This is a genomic window from Desulfosporosinus sp. BICA1-9, from assembly GCF_000802135.1.
Window position 1 is genome coordinate 1 of the sequence record NZ_JUEE01000006.1, and the last position, 18413, is coordinate 18413.

Annotated in this window: 20 protein-coding genes; 17 read left to right on the plus strand and 3 right to left on the minus strand. The window is 44.3% G+C overall.

All coding sequences use genetic code 11. From position 1 onward, the window contains the following. From JL57_RS00415 to JL57_RS00480, 15 genes are all read left to right on the plus strand, one after another. Positions 1-1208, plus strand: a 1208-nt coding sequence (locus JL57_RS00415) for a cytochrome c biogenesis protein ResB (RefSeq protein ID WP_034140077.1), incomplete at its 5' end; no start/stop codon positions are given. Continuing rightward, positions 1208-2062 (plus strand): c-type cytochrome biogenesis protein CcsB, encoded by an 855-nt coding sequence (ccsB, locus tag JL57_RS00420; RefSeq protein WP_034140078.1) that lies wholly within the window; start codon positions 1208-1210, stop codon positions 2060-2062. The genes JL57_RS00415 and ccsB, both read left to right, overlap by 1 nt. Positions 2063-2187: 125 nt before the next feature. Then, the gene (locus tag JL57_RS00425) at positions 2188-2826 is read left to right on the plus strand and encodes a bifunctional precorrin-2 dehydrogenase/sirohydrochlorin ferrochelatase (RefSeq protein WP_034140079.1); all 639 of its coding nucleotides are present in this window, start codon (positions 2188-2190) and stop codon (positions 2824-2826) included. After that, positions 2802-4151, plus strand: a complete 1350-nt coding sequence (gene hemA, locus JL57_RS00430; RefSeq protein WP_034140080.1) for a glutamyl-tRNA reductase — start codon at positions 2802-2804, stop codon at positions 4149-4151. The genes JL57_RS00425 and hemA overlap by 25 nt, the downstream gene beginning before the upstream one ends. Next, positions 4148-5059, plus strand: coding sequence for a hydroxymethylbilane synthase (hemC, locus tag JL57_RS00435; protein ID WP_034140081.1), 912 nt, complete (start codon positions 4148-4150; stop codon positions 5057-5059). The genes hemA and hemC overlap by 4 nt, the downstream gene beginning before the upstream one ends. A gap of 213 nt (positions 5060-5272) precedes the next feature. Next, a complete protein-coding gene (locus tag JL57_RS33160; protein WP_291299538.1) occupies positions 5273-5488 on the plus strand; it encodes a hypothetical protein in 216 nt (71 codons plus the stop codon). Positions 5489-5673: 185 nt separating this feature from the next. Then, a complete protein-coding gene (gene cobA, locus JL57_RS00440; protein ID WP_034140082.1) occupies positions 5674-7188 on the plus strand; it encodes a uroporphyrinogen-III C-methyltransferase in 1515 nt (504 codons plus the stop codon). Further along, positions 7185-8360 (plus strand): putative heme d1 biosynthesis radical SAM protein NirJ1, encoded by a 1176-nt coding sequence (gene nirJ1, locus JL57_RS00445; RefSeq protein WP_034140083.1) that lies wholly within the window; start codon positions 7185-7187, stop codon positions 8358-8360. The genes cobA and nirJ1 overlap by 4 nt, the downstream gene beginning before the upstream one ends. Positions 8361-8749: 389 nt before the next feature. Beyond that, positions 8750-9733, plus strand: a complete 984-nt coding sequence (hemB, locus tag JL57_RS00450) for a porphobilinogen synthase (RefSeq protein ID WP_034140084.1) — start codon at positions 8750-8752, stop codon at positions 9731-9733. After that, a complete protein-coding gene (nirJ2, locus tag JL57_RS00455; protein WP_034140085.1) occupies positions 9730-10725 on the plus strand; it encodes a putative heme d1 biosynthesis radical SAM protein NirJ2 in 996 nt (331 codons plus the stop codon). Before hemB ends, nirJ2 begins: the two co-directional genes overlap by 4 nt. Before the next feature lies 1 nt (position 10726). After that, positions 10727-11749: an AsnC family transcriptional regulator gene (locus JL57_RS00460; RefSeq protein ID WP_034140086.1), complete on the plus strand. Its 1023-nt coding sequence runs from the start codon at positions 10727-10729 to the stop codon at positions 11747-11749. A 15-nt stretch (positions 11750-11764) separates the two neighbouring features. After that, positions 11765-13054: a glutamate-1-semialdehyde 2,1-aminomutase gene (gene hemL, locus JL57_RS00465; protein ID WP_034140087.1), complete on the plus strand. Its 1290-nt coding sequence runs from the start codon at positions 11765-11767 to the stop codon at positions 13052-13054. A 149-nt stretch (positions 13055-13203) separates the two neighbouring features. Then, a complete protein-coding gene (locus tag JL57_RS00470; protein WP_034140088.1) occupies positions 13204-13500 on the plus strand; it encodes a hypothetical protein in 297 nt (98 codons plus the stop codon). 231 nt (positions 13501-13731) lie between these two features. Beyond that, positions 13732-14508 carry an SDH family Clp fold serine proteinase gene (locus JL57_RS00475; RefSeq protein WP_034140089.1) on the plus strand — a complete coding sequence of 259 codons (777 nt, stop codon included), beginning with the start codon at positions 13732-13734 and terminating at the stop codon, positions 14506-14508. Between the two features lie 191 nt (positions 14509-14699). After that, positions 14700-14888 carry a twin-arginine translocase TatA/TatE family subunit gene (locus JL57_RS00480; RefSeq protein ID WP_034140090.1) on the plus strand — a complete coding sequence of 63 codons (189 nt, stop codon included), beginning with the start codon at positions 14700-14702 and terminating at the stop codon, positions 14886-14888. 182 nt (positions 14889-15070) lie between these two features. Here JL57_RS00480 and JL57_RS00485 read toward each other — a convergent pair whose 3' ends face one another. Beyond that, complete coding sequence (locus tag JL57_RS00485; RefSeq protein ID WP_034140091.1) at positions 15071-15340, minus strand: spore coat protein; 270 nt, start codon at positions 15338-15340, stop codon at positions 15071-15073. 22 nt (positions 15341-15362) lie between these two features. Beyond that, positions 15363-15569, minus strand: a complete 207-nt coding sequence (locus tag JL57_RS00490) for a hypothetical protein (protein ID WP_034140092.1) — start codon at positions 15567-15569, stop codon at positions 15363-15365. A gap of 90 nt (positions 15570-15659) precedes the next feature. Here JL57_RS00490 and JL57_RS00495 point away from each other — a divergent pair, with 90 nt between their 5' ends. After that, positions 15660-16730, plus strand: a complete 1071-nt coding sequence (locus tag JL57_RS00495; protein ID WP_034140093.1) for a tetraprenyl-beta-curcumene synthase family protein — start codon at positions 15660-15662, stop codon at positions 16728-16730. Positions 16731-16868: 138 nt separating this feature from the next. On the opposite strand, the gene JL57_RS00500 is transcribed toward JL57_RS00495, so the two are convergent. Continuing rightward, a complete protein-coding gene (locus tag JL57_RS00500; RefSeq protein ID WP_034140094.1) occupies positions 16869-17861 on the minus strand; it encodes a polyprenyl synthetase family protein in 993 nt (330 codons plus the stop codon). 201 nt (positions 17862-18062) lie between these two features. Here JL57_RS00500 and JL57_RS00505 point away from each other — a divergent pair, with 201 nt between their 5' ends. Continuing rightward, on the plus strand, positions 18063-18281 hold the full coding sequence (locus tag JL57_RS00505; RefSeq protein ID WP_034140095.1) for a hypothetical protein: 219 nt from the start codon (positions 18063-18065) through the stop codon (positions 18279-18281). The last annotated feature ends 132 nt before the right edge of the window (positions 18282-18413 follow it).

An 18413-nucleotide genomic window follows, 5' to 3' on the forward strand; every position in this document is an offset into this window, starting at 1 on the left:
TAAACCCCGAGGAAGCTAAAGCTGTGGGTGGCTTGTGGAAAATGATGGGATTAACACATCTTTATAGCGCAGTTTGGTTTCGCTTGTTGCTGGGTCTATTGTGTATCAATCTCATTGTGTGCAGTTTGCAGCGGCTTAAGGGTATTTATCATCGGACGTTTAAGCTAAAACCGCCGACTACTCTTGCGCAGGTACCACAAAAAATCAAACTTGCGGTTAAGGGAGAGTCTGCGCAACTTAAAGAATCCGTCCAAGAGGTTTTGAAGCGAAATGGGTATTATTCTACAGTTAGCGACCAGTCAGATTATTGGAGTTTTATTGCCATAAAACGCCGCTTGGGTAGCTGGGGATCCTTGATCACCCATCTTTCCTTTGTAGTTTTAGTCATTGGTGCTTTAATAGGATCTCTTTTAGGATTTAAAGGATTCTTTATGGAGGGGTCTGGAAATACCATTCCGATTCAACGAATTGAGATCTCCAAAGGTAAGGTTTCCGAAACCTTTAGTGTGCGTATAAATTCTGCAGAGGATCGATTTTTGCCCAGTGGTGAACGGGATAATTGGTATACAGACATGAGTATTTTAGAAAACGGAAAAGAAGTAGCGAGAAAGACATTGTCAGTGAATGACCCGTTTAAGTATAAGGGAGTTACCTTTTATCAAGCCAGTTTTGCCAACGGCGCTAGTTTTACAGTGGAAATGAAAGGGCAAAAGATTCCGGTTGTCTTACGTGATCAGGGACAAAGTTACTTTCAGGCTCCAGGGACTGAGCTTTATCTCGTAACAGCGATTAAGTCGGTTTCTTCAAAGAAAGTCGACGTTCTTTACCAAATATACAAAGGTAACGAGGAGAAACCGGTCCAGACCGGACAACTCACGAAAGGGCAATCGATCGATGTTCAGGGAACCTATCATTTAACCTTTAATGACTTAGCTGGATTTACTGGGTTACAAGTCAAGAAGGATCCCGGTGTTGCTCTTATATGGTTGGGATGCGGATTGTTACTTGCTGGATTATTACTCGCTTTTTACTGGCAGCCCATTGTGATTTCTGGAATACTACAATCAGTAAACGAGAAACAAGGAACCCTAACCGTGGGTGTGTTATCAGGAAAAATGGTAGCTAGTAACCACGAAATTTTAGAACAATTTGCAAGTTCTATCTCGAAACCGCTAAAAACAAATGAAAATGACAAGGAGGATAAATAATGTTAGAAAGCCTTGAAATCGCCATGTTTTATATTTTGCTTATGTCTATCATCTTATGTACGCTGTCATACTTCATTTGGTTAGGCGGCGTCAAAAAAGAACTCATAGGACAACTTGCAACCTACCTTGTTATTGTTGCCATAATCGCCTCCAGCATTGCCATTATCCTCAGAATGGTCATTTCGGGGAATCCGCCACTTACCAATGGCTATGAATTTCTTTTGACCTTCGTTTGGGGGATATTAGTTGTCTATCTGTATGCTGAGTATCGCTATAAAATAAGGGCCCTTGGCGCATTTGTCATGCCCATTGCTTTCTTACTATTGATGTTTATTATTATGACGATGGGGCCAGAGGAACGAGTTGCACAAACGATTCCTCCGGCACTTAAGAGCCAGTGGCTTACCTTTCACGTAGTAACGGCAATCTTTTCCTACGGCGCTTTTGCCCTATCCTTCGGGTTAGGCATTATGTATCTAATGAAACTGAGTAATGAAGGCACCCATAAAATGTCTAATTCTCGGGGAATTGTCTCGCGTTTTCCAGCCTTAGATAAACTAGATGAGCTTGAGTATAAAGTCATCGCATTTGCCTTTCCGCTTTTGACCCTCTGCATTATTACGGGCGCAATCTGGGCAAATTATGCTTGGGGCACTTATTGGTCATGGGACCCTAAAGAGACCTGGTCTTTGATTACCTGGATCATTTATGCAGCATACTTGCATGCTCGGTTGATGTACGGATGGAAAGGAAAAAGGGCAGCCTGGTTGGCGATCTTTGGCTTTGCTGCTGTGTTGTTTACTTTCTTTGGGGTCAACTACTTCTTATCAGGACTTCATTCATATGCTTCGTAGAGATTATTTACCTGCTTACGGAACATTAATTTCCATCTTTTAAAATGTTTTAGGTATTCGGCAGGGAAAATGTCATAATAGAACGAATTGAAATAGGGAGAAAAGTAGAGAAGGTGACTTAGTTTATGTCGCAATATTATCCAATATTTATTAATTTAAAGGCCCTGTCTGTTTTAGTCGTCGGAGGAGGGAATATAGCTTTACGCAAAGTTCAAACCCTTTTGCATCATGGGGCCTTGGTGAGAATTGTCTCCCCACGTCTTGTTCCGGAGCTTAGGGAACTGATCGATGAGAAAACATGTTTTTGGGTAGAAAAGGAATATTCCACTGAAGATATTCAAGACGCAATGCTTGTCTTTTCATGCACTGAAATAGAGGAAGTTAATGCTCAAGTGTCCTATGATGCTAAAGCTCATTTTCGGCCAGTCAATGTCGTGGATGAACCTGAAAAATGCAGCTTCATTGTTCCTTCTATTATGGAACGGGGAGATCTGAAAATTGCAGTTTCGACAGGGGGAAGCAGCCCTATCGTTGCACGGCAAGTTCGTAGTGAGTTGGAAGCGTTGTATGGCAATGAGATGGCAGACTATCTCACCTTGCTTAAAAGTTGGCGAACTAAAGCCAAGAAGGACTTGCCACCAGAAAAGAGAAGTATATTTTGGGATCGCGCTACGGACGGAGAAGTGAGGAAACTCATTAAAGCTCAGCGATTAACCGAGGCGGAAGGAGTGATTGAAACGTGTTTCCTGTCGCTATTGGGTTAAATCATCGCAGCGCACCAGTAGAAATTAGAGAAAGAATGAGTTTTCATCCTTCTCAAATGAAAGAGGCCCTCAAGAAACTTAAAAGTTATCCTGGATTAGAAGGGGTTCTAATACTCAGCACCTGTAATCGTACAGAAATTTATGCAGCAACGACGGAGGTCGAATTAGGAATTGTTTCTATTAAAAAGTTCTTGGCCAGTCAACATGGGATCGAGGAGAAGGACTTTATCGAGTACTCATATGTCCACACCTTATATGATGCTGTACGACACTTATTTCGAGTTACTTCCGGATTAGATTCAATGGTCCGGGGAGAGACTCAAATCATAGGACAGGTTGCCAGTGCTTATGAACAGGCTAATGAAGCGGCTGTCACGAATAAAGCAATTAATGTATTCTTCCAGACTGCCTTAGCTGTTGGAAAACGGATACGAACGGAAACGTTGATAGACCAGCACCCGGTCTCGATCAGTTACACAGCGGTAGAGCTTGCCAAGCAACATTTTGGAGAACTCGAAGGTAAGGGGATTTTAATCATGGGGGCTGGAGAGATGAGCACTTTGACTGCAAAAAACCTTGTTGCAGCGGGAGCCTCTACTGTTTTAGTCTCTAATAGGTCCTATGAAAAAGCTGTCAACCTGGCTCAAGAGATTTCTGGGCGTGCCGTACGTTTTGACGATATGGATCAGTATTTGGAAGAAGTCGATATCGTGATTTCTGCCACAGCCGCTAAACATTTTGTCTTGTTACCTCAACGTATACAAGAAGTCATGACTAAACGAAAGGAACGTCCCCTGCTGCTGATTGACATTGCGGTACCCCGTGATATCCATCCGGAAGTCGGAGACATTCCCTTAGTGACACTATTTGATATAGATGACCTACGAGGAGTTATTGATCGCCATCATCAGGAGCGTGAAATAGCGGCTCTTAATGCAGAGAAAATTATAGATGAAGAAATGGGACACTTCCTCAAATGGCATAATTCATTGTTTGTCGTTCCGACGATCGTGGCACTGCAGCAAAAAGGACAGAAAATCAAAGAATTACAACTTGAGCGTGCGTTTGAACGCCTAAGTGGTTTAACACCAAAACAGGAAAAGATCATCCGATCTATGGCTAATTCTATCGTCAACCATCTCTTGCACGTGCCTATCACAAATCTAAAAGAGTATGCTTCGACGAGCCAAGGTCATCTCTATACAGAAATCTTACAAAACCTTTTTGATTTGGATGTTGAGGAAGAAGAAAAACGACCCGCTAAAACACCACATCATCATCAACATCTGGGACAGGCGCACCATGGGAGGGCAGAAGCAGAATGAAGACCATCAGGATTGGAACTCGTGACAGTCAATTAGCGGTGTGGCAAGCCAACTGGGTTAAAAGCGAATTAGAAAAGTTTTACCCTGAGCTTCAATTTGAGCTCGTTCCTATGAAAACCAAAGGGGATAAGATATTGGATGTTCCCCTTTCTAAAATTGGGGACAAAGGATTATTTACTAAGGAATTGGAACAGGGACTGTTGAATGATGAACTTGACATGGCAGTTCATAGCCTCAAGGATATGCCAACCAAGTTGCCAGACGGGTTAACCATTAGCGCGTTTTGTGTTCGTGAGGAACCGAGAGACGTATTTTTAAGTAAGAATGGAATCCCTCTTGAGGAATTGCCCCTTGGGGCAATGATTGGGACAAGTAGTTTACGGCGCAAGGCTCAGCTCAAATACTTTCGTCCAGATCTTCAGTTTATGGATCTGCGTGGAAATCTCCAAACCCGTTGGGAGAAATTACAGGAATCTGAGATGGATGGGATTGTCCTAGCAGCGGCTGGTGTGAAACGGTTAGGCTGGGAAGACCGAATCACCCAAATTCTTCCGGAAGAAATGATGCTTTCAGCGGTCGGTCAAGGGTCAGTTGCGATTGAGATTGTGGAGAGGCGCTCTGAGATTCAGGAGTTACTGTCTCCACTTAATCATAATGCCACGGAACAAGCAGTTCGTGCAGAAAGGGCTTTAATGCGCAAACTTGAAGGCGGTTGTCAAGTCCCTATTGGAGCCTTAGCTCAAGTTGTAGAGGGACAAATCGTTCTTAGAGGAATGGTAGCGAGCTTAGATGGAGTTCGCTTAATTAAAGCAGAAGCCAAAGGCATTGACCCCGAAACGGTGGGCATAGAGGTCGCCAATCGATTGGTTGACCAAGGGGCTTTAACTATACTTGCGGAAATTCGATAGTTGGACTTGTGTGACACAGCGCTCGGTGCTTACGACGCAGAGCAAACTAACCGTACAAGCTCCTACTATGAAGGAGCGGGGTTCATCCTTCGGCGATAGTATTATATAAAAGAACCCGCCTACGGCGATAATAATCCTACGCCGGTAGGTATCGTTTGGAGATAGCGGCTTCGGCGATACTCTCCACCGGAGACTATCGTACTGGAGACTATCGTGCCAAACTCGCCATCCGACGACCATGGATGGTCTAGTGTCACCGGAGCCAAGACTCGAACAGGACGTTCGAGATTAGAGCATCGCCATGGATGGCAAGATGCCGTGATGGCGGGAGGGGACCTTGGCTCGGTTGGCGGCAGTGCACATCCCTATGCACTGCCCCGTGTCTGGGGTCGGTCGCTTGAACGGAAGTTTGCTATTCTGCTTACGTAAAGACGTCGCGCTTGTGTGACACTGCGTCCCGGGCTTGGAATGGGAGAACGATTGGTGCAAGTTTACGGTGTGAGTTTGGGCTGTTCTTGAATTCCTTTGTAGCAGGAATATCGCTATTTAAAGATATTGTAATTAACTATATAATGAACTAAGTTATGTAACATGCTGGGATAGGAGTGTTCGGTTTGAGTAAGGGATATGTATTTTTAGTCGGAGCAGGTCCGGGAGATCCGAAGTTGATAACCCTTAAAGGGTCAGAATGTATTGCTAAGGCAGATGTCTTAGTCTATGATCGCTTAGCTTCGCGGCGCCTTTTAACGTTAGCCCGCCCGGATTGTGAACTTATTTATGTAGGGAAATCTCCAGATCGCCACACCCTTAGACAAGAAGAAATTAATCAAGTCCTTGTCGATAAAGGCCTTGAAGGAAAAATAGTGACTCGCCTAAAAGGTGGAGATCCTTTTGTTTTTGGTCGAGGAGGCGAGGAAGCAGAAGCGTTACTCAAGGTAGGCATTGAATTTGAAGTGGTACCGGGGATCACTTCCGCGATTGCTGTTCCGGCCTACGCTGGTATCCCAGTAACGCATCGAGATTTAACAACCTCATTTGCGGTCATCACAGGACATGAAGATCCAACCAAAAATGAAACAACCATTCACTGGGACCACCTCGCACAATCGCACGGAACCCTCGTTTTTCTGATGGGCATGCAGAATCTCCCCATGATTTCTCAAAAACTAATGGAAAACGGCAAAAAGCCAACGACTCCAGTGGGAATTATCCAATGGGGCACTCGCCCAGAGCAACGTACGTTGGTGGGGCAACTTGATACCATTGCAACAGAAGTTATAGAACAGGGCTTTACGAACCCTTCGATCATTATTGTCGGCGAAGTCGTAACATTGCGGGAAAAACTCCAGTGGTTTGAAAAGAAACCACTGTTTGGACAACGGATCATTGTGACTCGGGCACGCCACCAGGCGAGCGAGCTATCTCGGGCGATTGAAGATTTGGGGGGAGAAGCTTGGGAATTTCCTATGATTGAAATTGCCCCTCCCTCGGACAATTCGTTTTTGCTAAAAGCCTTAGACAATCTTAAAGAGTTTCAATGGCTCATCTTTACCAGTGTAAACGGGGTTGAAGCCTTTTTTGCCGAGCTTAAGCGGCAAGAACGAGATGTTCGGGATCTGGTGGGCCTTGAAATCGTTGTCATCGGTCCTGCTACGAAAGTGGCTATTGAACAAAGAGGACTACGTGCTGCTTATGTACCGGAAGAGTTCCGCGCCGAGAAAATTGTTGAAGGTTTGTCGGGCCGTATATCCTCCGGTCAAAGAGTATTACTGGCAAGGGCTGAAGAGGCAAGAGAAATTTTGCCAGAATCCCTCAAGGCCATGGGTGCTGATGTCTGGGATGTGCCGGTTTATAAGACGGTCATTGGCGGAGCAAACCGTGATGAGTTAAAAAGCTTGCTAGGAGATAAAGCGATTCATTCAGTCACCTTTACAAGTTCTTCGACAGTGCGTAACTTTTTAACCCTAATCGATGGAGATGTCTCCTTACTGGACAATGTTTCGCTCTATTCTATCGGACCGATCACAAGTGCAACTGCTCAAGAACTAGGTCTCACTATTTTCAAGGAAGCAGCTCATTATACTATCAGTGGATTGGTAGAAACATTACTGGAGGGAACTAAAACATGATCAGCGTAACAAAGCTTTTATTTGATACAGAGTATTTCGGAGACTCTCTGCGTTATAACAAAGACTCTCACGGTGCTCGTAACGGTACAACCAATCTTTCTGGGCCAGTTGTCGTTTGGAATTCGACCAAGACTTGTAACTTAAAATGTGCTCATTGTTATATGGAATCTGATGCTCAAAAATACGAGGGAGAAATGACCACTGAAGAAGCTAAGCGCTTTATTGATGACCTGGCTGAATTCAAATCTCCCGTTCTACTTTTCTCTGGAGGAGAGCCTTTAATCCGTCCCGACTTTTTCGAACTTGCCGAGTATACAATTTCCAAAGGACTTAGGGCAACACTCTCTACCAACGGTACGCTGATAACACCGGAAGTAGCACGGCGCATTAAAGACATTGGAATCTCCTATGTTGGGATCTCATTGGATGGGCTGGCAGATGTTAATGACAAGTTCCGAGGAAAAGAAGGTGCCTTTAAGGCGGCAATGCAAGGAATTCAAAACTGTGTCGCCGTGGACCAACGGGTAGGTCTTCGTTTTACAATTAATCATCACAATATTAAAGAACTAGACAAGATCTTTGACTTCATTGAAGAGGAGAATATTGATCGCGTTTGCTTTTACCATCTGGTCTATTCGGGCCGTGGGAACCAAATGATTGCAGAAGATGTGACGCCGGAAGAATCCCGTCAGGCGATGGATACGATTATTCGCCGAACTCGAGACTTCGAAGCCCGCGGCCTGAAAAAAGAAATTCTTACCGTCGATAACCATTGCGATGGAGTATATATGTACATCCAAGCATTAAAAGAAGATCCAGCTAGGGCTGAAAGAATCAAGAATCTAATTGGTTATAACGGTGGAAATCGTTCAGGGATTGCCTTCGGCGAAGTTGACCCACTGGGGTACGTTCATCCTGACCAGTTCACCCAGCATATCTCATTTGGTAATGTCCGCGAACGCAAAATTGCAGAGATCTGGACAGATGTGACCCATCCTATCTTATCAGGACTGAAGGACCGTAAAGCCCTACTCAAAGGACGCTGCGCGGCTTGTCAATACCTCGACATGTGTAACGGTAATTTCCGGACCCGTGCCGAAGCCACCACCGGAGACTTCTGGGAATCCGACCCAGCATGCTACTTGACGGACGAAGAAATCGGCTTGAAATAAGATGAAAATTACCTCAGGAGAGGACTTGAAAGTAAGTGGTGCAAGTTAAGAACCGTTCCCAGCTTGCACACTGAATCCCGCGTCGTTCCAATTCCCCGTCGACCCGAGCCAGAGGAAGTTTCTTGGCTTAGAGAGCACGATTAGTGGAATTGCGTCAGTGAGCGCAGTCGATCAGGCGTTAAGAACCGCAACTGTTCACATGCAGAAAGCCCAGAAGTTTTGCGGTTTAGCCTGAGCGACAAGCGAATAGCAATGGAACACGATAGTCTCCAGTGGAGAGTATCGCCGAAGCCGAGATCCATAAAGGAATACCTATCGGCGTAGGATGTGCGAACGTGCCAAGAAACTTCCTCCTCCCCACAGTATTTAAACTACAGGAGGTTCAAACCATGGAACTTAAAAGGCGCCCCCGCCGTTTACGGGCCAATGAAACCATTCGAAACATGGTACGGGAAAACCATGTCAGAGTTGAGGACTTAATATACCCTATGTTTGTTATGCCGGGTGAGAAAAAAAAGGTGGAGATTTCCTCCATGCCAGGTGTTTATAACTTTTCACTCGATGAATTCGTGATAGCACTTCAAGAGGTTGTGGACCTAGGAATCCCAGCTGTCTTGCTCTTCGGAATTCCAGAGAGCAAGGATGATGTGGGGTCAGGCGCTTACCATGAACACGGGATTGTTCAAGAGGCTGTACGTTTAGCCAAAAAGCATTACCCCGAACTCTACGTGATTACAGATGTCTGCCTGTGCGAATATACGGATCACGGGCATTGCGGCTTAATTGAAAATGGGCAGGTCCTGAACGATCCAACCCTTAACCTGCTTGCTCAGGCCGCTCTTTCCCATGCCCAGGCTGGTGCAGACATGGTTGCCCCGTCGGATATGATGGATGGGCGAGTTGCTGCAATCAGGGAAGGGTTAGATAAAGAAGGATTCTCTCATATTCCTATTATGGCTTATTCCGCGAAGTTTGCCTCCGGTTTTTACGGACCTTTTCGGGAAGCGGCAGGATCAACCCCTCAGTTTGGAGATCGTCGAACCTATCAGATGGATCCTGCCAATGGCAATGAGGCCATGCGGGAGACGGAGTTAGATATTGAAGAGGGTGCCGACCTGATTATTGTAAAGCCCGCCATGGCTTATGGAGATATTATCTATCGTACCAAAGAGAAATGCGGAGTGCCTGTTGCTGCGTATAATGTCAGCGGTGAATACGCCATGGTAAAAGCAGCCTCAGCGAAGGGCTGGATTGACGAGAAACGTATTGTCATGGAGGCTCTGATCAGTATGAAGCGTGCAGGAGCAGATTTGTTGATTACCTATCATGCCTTAGACGTTGCAAATTGGCTTAGGGAGGGGGGAAATGTATGATCGTTTCTTGGAATACCACGAATGCCTGTAATATGTATTGTGACCATTGTTACCGTGATGCTGGATGCCAAGCAGAAGACGAACTCAATACCGCCCAAGCAAAGACCTTGCTTGAGCAAATTGCCAAAGCTGGTTTTAAGATTATGATTTTTAGCGGCGGAGAGCCTCTGATGAGGACGGATATCGTAGAATTAGTGGCTTACGCAACGTCACTGGGGTTACGCCCTGTCTTTGGCACGAACGGCACTCTAATAACCCTAGAATTGGCTCAGCAACTAAAAGAGGCTGGTGCTATGGGTATGGGTATTTCCTTAGACTCTCTAGACAAGCAAAAACATGATGAATTCCGCAAATTTCCCGGGGCGTGGGATGGTGCGGTTCGAGGAATGAAAATTTGTAAAGAAGTTGGCCTCCCGTTCCAAATTCACACGACGATCATGGATTGGAATGCCCATGAAGTGGAAGCAATTACGGATTTTGCGGTCGAATTGGGTGCCGTAGCCCACCATTTCTTTTTCCTAGTTCCCACAGGTCGAGCGGTTTCGATTGAGGAAGAGACCTTAAAGGCGGAGGCCTATGAGGAAATTCTAACCCGAATTATGAAAAAGCAGCAAACCGTCGATATCGAACTAAAGCCAACCTGTGCCCCACAGTTTATGCGGATCGCTAAACAAATGGGTGTGGATATGCGCTTTAGTCGTGGTTGTTTAGCTGGAACACACTATTGCATCATCGGACCCAAAGGTCAAGTCCAACCTTGTGCTTATTTAAATATCCCGTTAGGGGATGTTCGAGAGACAACCTTTGATGAAATTTGGCGTAACCATGAAGTTTTTAATACTCTGCGTACACTTGATTATAAAGGCGGTTGCGGTTCCTGCGGGTTTAAGCGCGCCTGTGGTGGTTGCCGGGCAAGAGCTGCGTACTATAACGAAGGGGATTACATGGCGGAGGAACCGTGGTGCTTATACCACGGGAGGAAGGGGATTTAGTATGGATTCAATGGATCGTGCCTTGTTGAATGCCATCCAAGACCGTTTCCCGATCGCCGTTCATCCCTACCAGATCCTTGGCGAATTGGTAGGGACGACTGAGGAGGATGCTTTTAAACGAATTCAACGTCTGCGGCAGGAAGGAATCATTCGTCGTTTAGGTGGGGTATTCGATTCTCGCAGTTTAGGGTACTATAGTACCTTATGTGCAGCGAAGGTTCCAGTAGAGAAGATTCCCATCTTGGCAAAATTCCTAGAGGGGCTTCCAGGAGTGACGCACAACTATATTCGTAACCACGAGTATAATGTCTGGTTTACACTCATCGCCCGTTCTCAGGCTATCGCCGAAAGTATACTTCAAACTATTCGCGAAGTCTCTGGAGTACCTGACGTGTTTAGCCTTCCAGCCATTCGATTGTTCAAAATCAATGTTAATTTTGATTTTGACTTATCTGACGAGGAATCGTCGCCTGAAGAAGGTATAGATGTTTTCGGAGATGCTGATATACGCAGTGCACAAAAAGAAAATGTATCTCCTTATGACTTAACCAACGAAGACATCGCCCTGATTCGAGTGCTCCAAGGGAATCTGCCAGATTCCCCGACTCCCTTCACTGTCCTGGCTGAAAACCTCCAGTGGCCTGTAGAAAAGGTCATTGCTTGTGCCAATCGTCTATTAAATGCCGAAGTTACTCGCCGTTTCGGTGCTGTGCTGCGACATCAGAAAGCAGGTTTCGTGGCCAATGCCATGGGGGTTTGGCAGGTTAATCCTGAACAGGCGGATGAGGTTGGTGAAATTATGGCACGCTTCAAGGAAGTTAGCCATTGCTACCAAAGACCAACCTTGCCCGATTGGCCATACAACCTCTTTACTATGATCCATGGACGAACTGTTGAGGATTGCGGAGAAGTTATGAGGAAGATTTCTCTGGCAACCGGGGTCAAGACGTATTCTATGCTTTTTAGTACAGCGGAATTAAAAAAGAGCAGTATGCAATATTTTCTAGAAGAAGAGATGAACTAGAAAGGGGACATTCACATGAGTTTTGTGGATGAAAAAAGCCACCAAGCATTTCTACGGGCCCAGAAGGTTATTCCAGGGGGCGTGAATTCACCAGTAAGGGCCTTTAAATCCGTAGGGCGTGATCCGGTATTCATAGACCGGGGTGCAGGCGCACATATTTGGGATATCGATGGCAATCGTTATCTTGACTTCGTCGGGTCTTGGGGTCCGCTGATCGTCGGGCATGCCCACCCGAAGGTGGTAGAGGCCATCAAACGTGTGGCAGAGCGAGGAACGAGCTATGGTGCTCCTACCGAGGTCGAAAGCGAATTATCTGAAGAAGTTCTGAGGGCTTTTCCATCTATGGAGATGGTACGCATGGTTAACTCTGGAACGGAAGCCACGATGAGTGCTTTGCGTTTAGCACGTGGCGTTACAGGCAGAACTAAAATCGTCAAATTTGAAGGATGTTATCATGGGCACTCCGACCAGCTCTTGATTAAGGCGGGAAGCGGAGCTCTGACCTTTGGGGTTCCAACCTCACCAGGAGTACCAGCTCAAATCGCGGCCACCACAATTTCCGCTCGTTTTAATGACCTTCAAGGGTTAAAAGAGATTTTCCAGAGTGAAGGGGAAGAGATCGCAGCTGTGATTCTCGAACCTGTCACAGGAAATATGGGTGTGGTCTTACCCGAAGAAGGATTCTTACAAGGCCTTCGCCAATTAACGAAAGAGTACGGAGCGTTACTGATCTTTGACGAAGTGATGACTGGTTTTAGGGTTAGTTATGGTGGAGCACAGGCCTATTTTGGGATTGATCCGGATTTAACTTGCCTAGGTAAAGTGATCGGCGGCGGACTCCCAGTTGGAGCTTACGGCGGGAAACGCCGTTTTATGGAACAAATTTCTCCTAGTGGCCCAATCTATCAAGCAGGAACCCTTTCGGGTAATCCGTTAGCGATGAACGCCGGATTAGCGACCTTAAGGCTGTTACAACAACCGGGAACCTACGAAGCCTTAACAAGTAAAACAACCCGACTGGCTGAAGGTTTGAAACAGCTCGCCCAAGAGGCCGGACTTCCCCTTTGGGTGAATACCATCGGGGCCATGTTTTCCCCTTTCTTTACAGACGTTCCAGTCAAGGATTTTGCTAGCGCCTGCACATCAGATGTCGAGGGTTTTGCCAAGTACTTCCGCGGAATGTTGGAACATGGCATTTACTTAGCCCCCAGTCAATTTGAAGCCGTCTTTTTATCCACGGCACATACAGAATCGGACATTGACCAAACACTAGAACAAGCCCGAACAGTGCTTAAAACACTCTAGCGAATTCGAGGTTCGAAGCTCGATGTTCGATGTTCGATGTTCGAATTTGTATGTTTTCTTATAAAAACAAGTTAGTAATGTTTTAGAATTGTGTAGGATTGCTCAAAGAAGTGAAAGACTCTGTGGATTAAAAAGGGGTGCTTACCCAGATGGAACGCAAACGCATCATAAGAACACTTATCTCGTTCAGCTTATTGGCAGCTTTGGTAGCGATACTTTATATTTCGCAGACTAGGGATTCTTCAAATCCGCATGCCTCAATTCCACAAGATACCTGGATCCATGGACCCAAAGGGCATGGCTACGCTGTCTTAAACAACCAACAGCCTTGGAAACAATGTTATACCTGTCATGAAAAGAAAGGGCTTGGTGGCGAGTCATATTGTCAGAGCTGTCATGATCAAGCAGGACTAACTCAAGACGTGATACCTAAAAAGCCTGAGTAAAACCGGGCCAAATCATTAAAGTCAAGTAGGCCTCCTTGTTAATACTAAGTTAACAAGGAGGTTAGTTTTATGTAGGATCAATTTTAGAGGTTATTTTCCCAGGGGTAATTGCAAAGATCTATACAGAAACTGTTCACCGGATAAAACATTAAATATGTTCTCTCAGTACTCACCATGTAAGAATTATTGGAATAATATGGTGTGTGAGGATGGGGCTGGGAGGTAATCGGTTTGGAAGCTGAGGAACGGCTTGCTTATATTAAGCGATTAGAAGAATTGCGGGATTCCAAAGTCTTAGTCTATTTTTCTTATACACCACTTGATGACACAATTTTAGTCCCTCTCTATAAACAACTAGAGGAAATCGGTCATACTCAAAGAATTGACCTAATTCTGCATAGTTATGGAGGGTCCGTGGATACTCCTTATAAGGTTGTCATGCTAATCCGTGAGTTTTGCGAAGAGTTCGCTGTGATAGTTCCGTTTGTTGCAAAATCAGCGGCTTCAATGCTTGTCCTTGGAGCAGATGAAGTCGTTATGGGACCTATCTCCGAACTTGGACCGATTGATCCTCTTGTCAAACATCCAGTTTATAAGGATGTGTTGATACCGGTTCAGGCGGTTTGGCATTGTCTGGATTATTTAAAACGGTCTATCAGCAACTGTGCTGATTTGGAAGTGGCAGCTTTACTTGTGACGCCACTGTTAAACATGCTTGATCCTTTGCTCATTGGAGACTATGAAAAAACCATCAAGGCATCCCGGCAATATGCGGAAACTTTATTATCACGCTATATGTTGAAAGATCTTCCAGAACAAGTTCAGAAAGTAACTCAAGCATTAACTGAGGGATACTTTTCGCATGGATATCCAATCGGTCGTCGGGAGGCCAAAGACCTGGGATTAAACGTAACTGAAGCACAAGGCGAACTTTGGGAAATCATCTGGAAATTGTATCTTGGATATGAACAACTTTTCCAGGAAAAAGAAAGTAAGCACCTTTACTAAACAAAGGTTAATAGATGATCATAAGCCTATTCAGAGACATGTGTATCATTTGTCAGATCTAGAAAGTTTCCATTAAAAAGATGTTGCGTGTTGTCCTGCAATACGATAGGATAAACATAGACAGATTTGCTAATTCTATAAAGTATACATTATTTTATGGAATTGGTTGTTAATGATGGAGGTGGACAATTTTGCTAACAACGTTTGGATTAATTACACCTATGACGGCAGGTATTGTTCTTGTCCTTGCTTTAGTAATTTTCGGACCAGGAAAGTTGCCGGAATTAGGAAAAGCACTGGGTAAAGGGATCAAAGAATTCAAATCTTCCAGTGAGGGAGATAAAACCGAAGACATAAAAGAAGTTAAATCAGAAAAGTGAGAGATATACAAAGACGGAGCTATTTAGCTCCGTCTTTGTATTAAGACTATATTAGAGGATATACTTTTTAATCAATTCCGAGACACCCACTTCTATAAGTGGGAGTTCCTTATTCTGCTTCGGTGGGGGTAGAGTCCCCCACCGAAGTCTCGATGTTTAGCTTTAGCTGAACGAGTTCACTATCAAACCTGTAACGAATTAAACTTGTCCTTAACTTTTTGAACGTCTTGAGCTTGAGCATCACTGGTAGGATACCAACCTTTTTGATTCATCAAATTATAAATATTTTCATGAATACTATGTTCTTCATTGAGGATATCTTTAAGGTTTTGCCTTAAATTAGAGCAGGTTGATTCAGTGATAAAAGTATTTATCGTGGAAGTATGGTGTTTCTCGGACGTAAGCAGGTCAGTTACAATTTCTTGTTCCGTTAAGATAGATTGCATTGTCATATATAATCCCTTCCTTTCAAAATTATTGGTGTGAATTTAGATAATTAAGCAAGGTATCATAATGCTTTCGATGTTGCCCAGAAATGTTTGATAGTTGTGAACTTATTGCTTGGTCTTGAACCGATTGTGCGGCTTGGGCAAACTTATGCACAAGTAGTGCCTCCGCCCCGATTTGGTCGTTTAAGATGGCTAAATTCTTCGCAGTTAACTCAGATTTTGAATTATTCATGCTAATTCTCCTTTCAGTCTATTTAACATATATAGAATTGCCGGAATGAGGATATAGTATGTATGGATGTTTTTTGAAAGGGATTGAAGGATGCCTAATTTAAACCATAGAACCATTAGTCCAGTAACGTTGATTTATCAGTATGTCTCGAAGGTTTTTCCCTTGGTCAAACATGAACTTGAAGGTTGGCAACGTTTAGCCGCTCAGTTACCTGATGCCCGCTTGAGTAGGCAAGCAACGGAGAGTATCCGCACCAAAGCATTTCATTGCCAAGGAGGAAGTATTTATGCACTTTACCCTGGCGTGGATTTGGAAGCCACTATTCAATTCATTGTTGCTTATCAAACCATGAGTGATTATCTTGATAATTTAGTCGACAGCCTTGAGATTCAAGATGAAAAAGCATTTGCTCAACTGCACTTAGCCATGCATGAAGCCTTAAACCCACAAGCAGCTCCATCAGATTACTACGAGTATTATCCTTATCGAGAAGATGGAGGGTATCTAGTACGGTTGGTTACAACCTGTCAGAATAGCCTAAAAGGCCTTCCCTCCTATGACATAGTTCAAGAGGAAGGGATAGGCCTCGCTAAGCTTTACTCGTGCTTACAGACCTATAAACACTTAGCGATTGAAGAACGAGAATCGAAAATGTTAGCCTGGATCAGGCCAAACTTATTGAGCGATTCGAAGATAACAGCCTGGGAATTTGCTGCGGCATCAGGGTCGACCCTAGGGATTTTCTGTCTATATGCTGCCGCTTTCGATCCGCAATTATCAGTAACCCAAGGAAAGGAAATAAAGCAAGCCTACTTTCCATGGATTTGCGGTCTTCACATATTAATGGACTATTTTATCGATCTGCGCGAAGATAAAGAGACGAATCAATTGAATTTTGTAGCTTATTATGAACATAACGAAATGCTCCAGGAGCGGCTGCAACTCTTTGTTAATAATTCCTTTACTCAAGCGGAAAAGCTTGAGTATCCAAAGTTTCACCGCATCGTTGTTCAAGGCCTCTTAGCCATGTATCTGTCTGATGAAAAAGGCAGCGACAGAGAAATACGGTCCATAAGTAAACAACTAATCAAGGATAGTGGATGGGAAGTAAATCTGCTCTTCGGGTTATGCCGTCTTTTAAGAAAAGGGAAGGCATTATAGTATAAGGCAAGGAACCCTTTGGCTTGAAGCAGTGAACGGAGACCTGCAGCTTGGGCATAACAAGAGAGAGCCCTCCAATGGTTAGAATAACTCATCCAACCATTGGAGGGCATTTCTGTAAGCATAAGCGAGCAAAAATTATGTTTGACGGCCTAAAATGGAATCGGCCAATTCAGTTAAGGTTGATTTATAGGGACTTAAGGGGATTGTAGTAAGGCAAGCTTTAGCATGATCGATACATTGGGTAGCAGTCGCCTGAGCCTGTTCTAGACATCCAGTACGAATAAGAGCTTCCTTAATACTTTGAGTGCCTTGTGCAGATACTTTACGAGTACTCAGAATTTCTTTGAGCCAATTCCCATAGATAGGATTATCTAAAAGATAAAGCAAGGGAAGCGTTACGTTTCCATTCATGATATCCGCTCCAACCGGTTTGCCTAGGGAACTTGAATCTCCACTAATATCCAGGATGTCATCAGTTATCTGATAGGCATAGCCAAGGTTTAGTCCGTAGTCTCTCATTAAGACAATTTCTGCTGAATCAGCACCAGCCAGGTAGGCGCCGGACTGACAACAAGCTGCCAAAAGAATGCCCGTTTTATTGGCGATGCGATTAAAATAGTGTTGTATTCCTGCTAGACTTGAGAATTGATCATTCGCTTGATTAACTTCTCCGTGACACATGGCTTGAATTGCTTCGACAAGGTAAGTCATACTGTTTAGTAGTCGGTGAGTCGTTAGAATATTAAAGGCTTCAGCAAAGAGGTAATCTCCGGTAAGTATTGCTGCATGGTTTCCATATAAAGAATTTACGGTTGGCTTCCCACGTCGAGTAGCAGATTCATCAATTACATCGTCATGAATCAAAGAAGCCATGTGAATGAGTTCTGCCGCAACAGCTGCTTGGATCATCGCTGGATTTAAGGGAGCAAAACACAGACCACTATAAAGGGTAAGGAGCGGGCGGATCCGTTTGCCTCCAGAATGCAATAAGCTAACGCAGGTTTCTTTAATTAAGCCATCGGCTTTTTCGAGCACGATCTGTAGCTGATCCTCCACGAAGAGCAATTCCGTATACGGTTGCATGGGGATTAATGGGTCCGGGTTGGTATAAAGTTGTTGAATACTCATAACATCGCCTCTGTCCTCTATCAAAAATTAGTTTAGCTTTAATATTATGTCGTAAAGAACATGATTGGATACCTATGGTTAGAAAAGTTTTCCAACCCAATCTACAATATATGCGAGTAATAATAGTTCTATAGGGAAATCTATAATGTTGGAAGGAATCTCAAATGAGACTTAAAACTAACATAGAGGAGGCAATAAGTAATGAGTAATGAAAATAACAAGGAGCATGCTTCCCAACTAAACCGCCAGCCTTGGGAGCCTGCAGGGGTAGTGAGCGTTGTGAATGATGATAGTACACCTAAGTATGGCAAAGATGGGCGCAAAAACGCTAAGGGAGGAATGCTTTCATTAGAGGTGGATGAAGTATTTCATAATAAGCAGATTATGGAAGGGAGCCAAGATCAATTCCACACTAAATGATTAAACGAAAACCCAGCTCGTGACCAACAACAGGGCACGAGCCGGGTTTTCCATAGGATTCTTTATCAGGACCTAGATAATCTATGAGGTGATCGTGAATGACTAAATATAGCGTATGGAAGGACCTAATCA

Coding starts and splice junctions, on each gene's coding strand:
- nirJ2 (WP_034140085.1), top strand. CDS start 9,730: ATGATCGTTTCTTGGAATACCACGAATGCCTGTAATATGTATTGTGAC.
- hemL (WP_034140087.1), top strand. CDS start 11,765: ATGAGTTTTGTGGATGAAAAAAGCCACCAAGCATTTCTACGGGCCCAG.
- JL57_RS00460 (WP_034140086.1), top strand. CDS start 10,727: ATGGATTCAATGGATCGTGCCTTGTTGAATGCCATCCAAGACCGTTTC.
- JL57_RS00470 (WP_034140088.1), top strand. CDS start 13,204: ATGGAACGCAAACGCATCATAAGAACACTTATCTCGTTCAGCTTATTG.
- JL57_RS00425 (WP_034140079.1), top strand. CDS start 2,188: ATGTCGCAATATTATCCAATATTTATTAATTTAAAGGCCCTGTCTGTT.
- JL57_RS00505 (WP_034140095.1), top strand. CDS start 18,063: ATGAGTAATGAAAATAACAAGGAGCATGCTTCCCAACTAAACCGCCAG.
- JL57_RS00495 (WP_034140093.1), top strand. CDS start 15,660: ATGCCTAATTTAAACCATAGAACCATTAGTCCAGTAACGTTGATTTAT.
- nirJ1 (WP_034140083.1), top strand. CDS start 7,185: ATGATCAGCGTAACAAAGCTTTTATTTGATACAGAGTATTTCGGAGAC.
- hemB (WP_034140084.1), top strand. CDS start 8,750: ATGGAACTTAAAAGGCGCCCCCGCCGTTTACGGGCCAATGAAACCATT.
- JL57_RS00485 (WP_034140091.1), bottom strand. CDS start 15,340: ATGACAATGCAATCTATCTTAACGGAACAAGAAATTGTAACTGACCTG.
- JL57_RS00490 (WP_034140092.1), bottom strand. CDS start 15,569: ATGAATAATTCAAAATCTGAGTTAACTGCGAAGAATTTAGCCATCTTA.
- hemC (WP_034140081.1), top strand. CDS start 4,148: ATGAAGACCATCAGGATTGGAACTCGTGACAGTCAATTAGCGGTGTGG.
- JL57_RS00500 (WP_034140094.1), bottom strand. CDS start 17,861: ATGAGTATTCAACAACTTTATACCAACCCGGACCCATTAATCCCCATG.
- ccsB (WP_034140078.1), top strand. CDS start 1,208: ATGTTAGAAAGCCTTGAAATCGCCATGTTTTATATTTTGCTTATGTCT.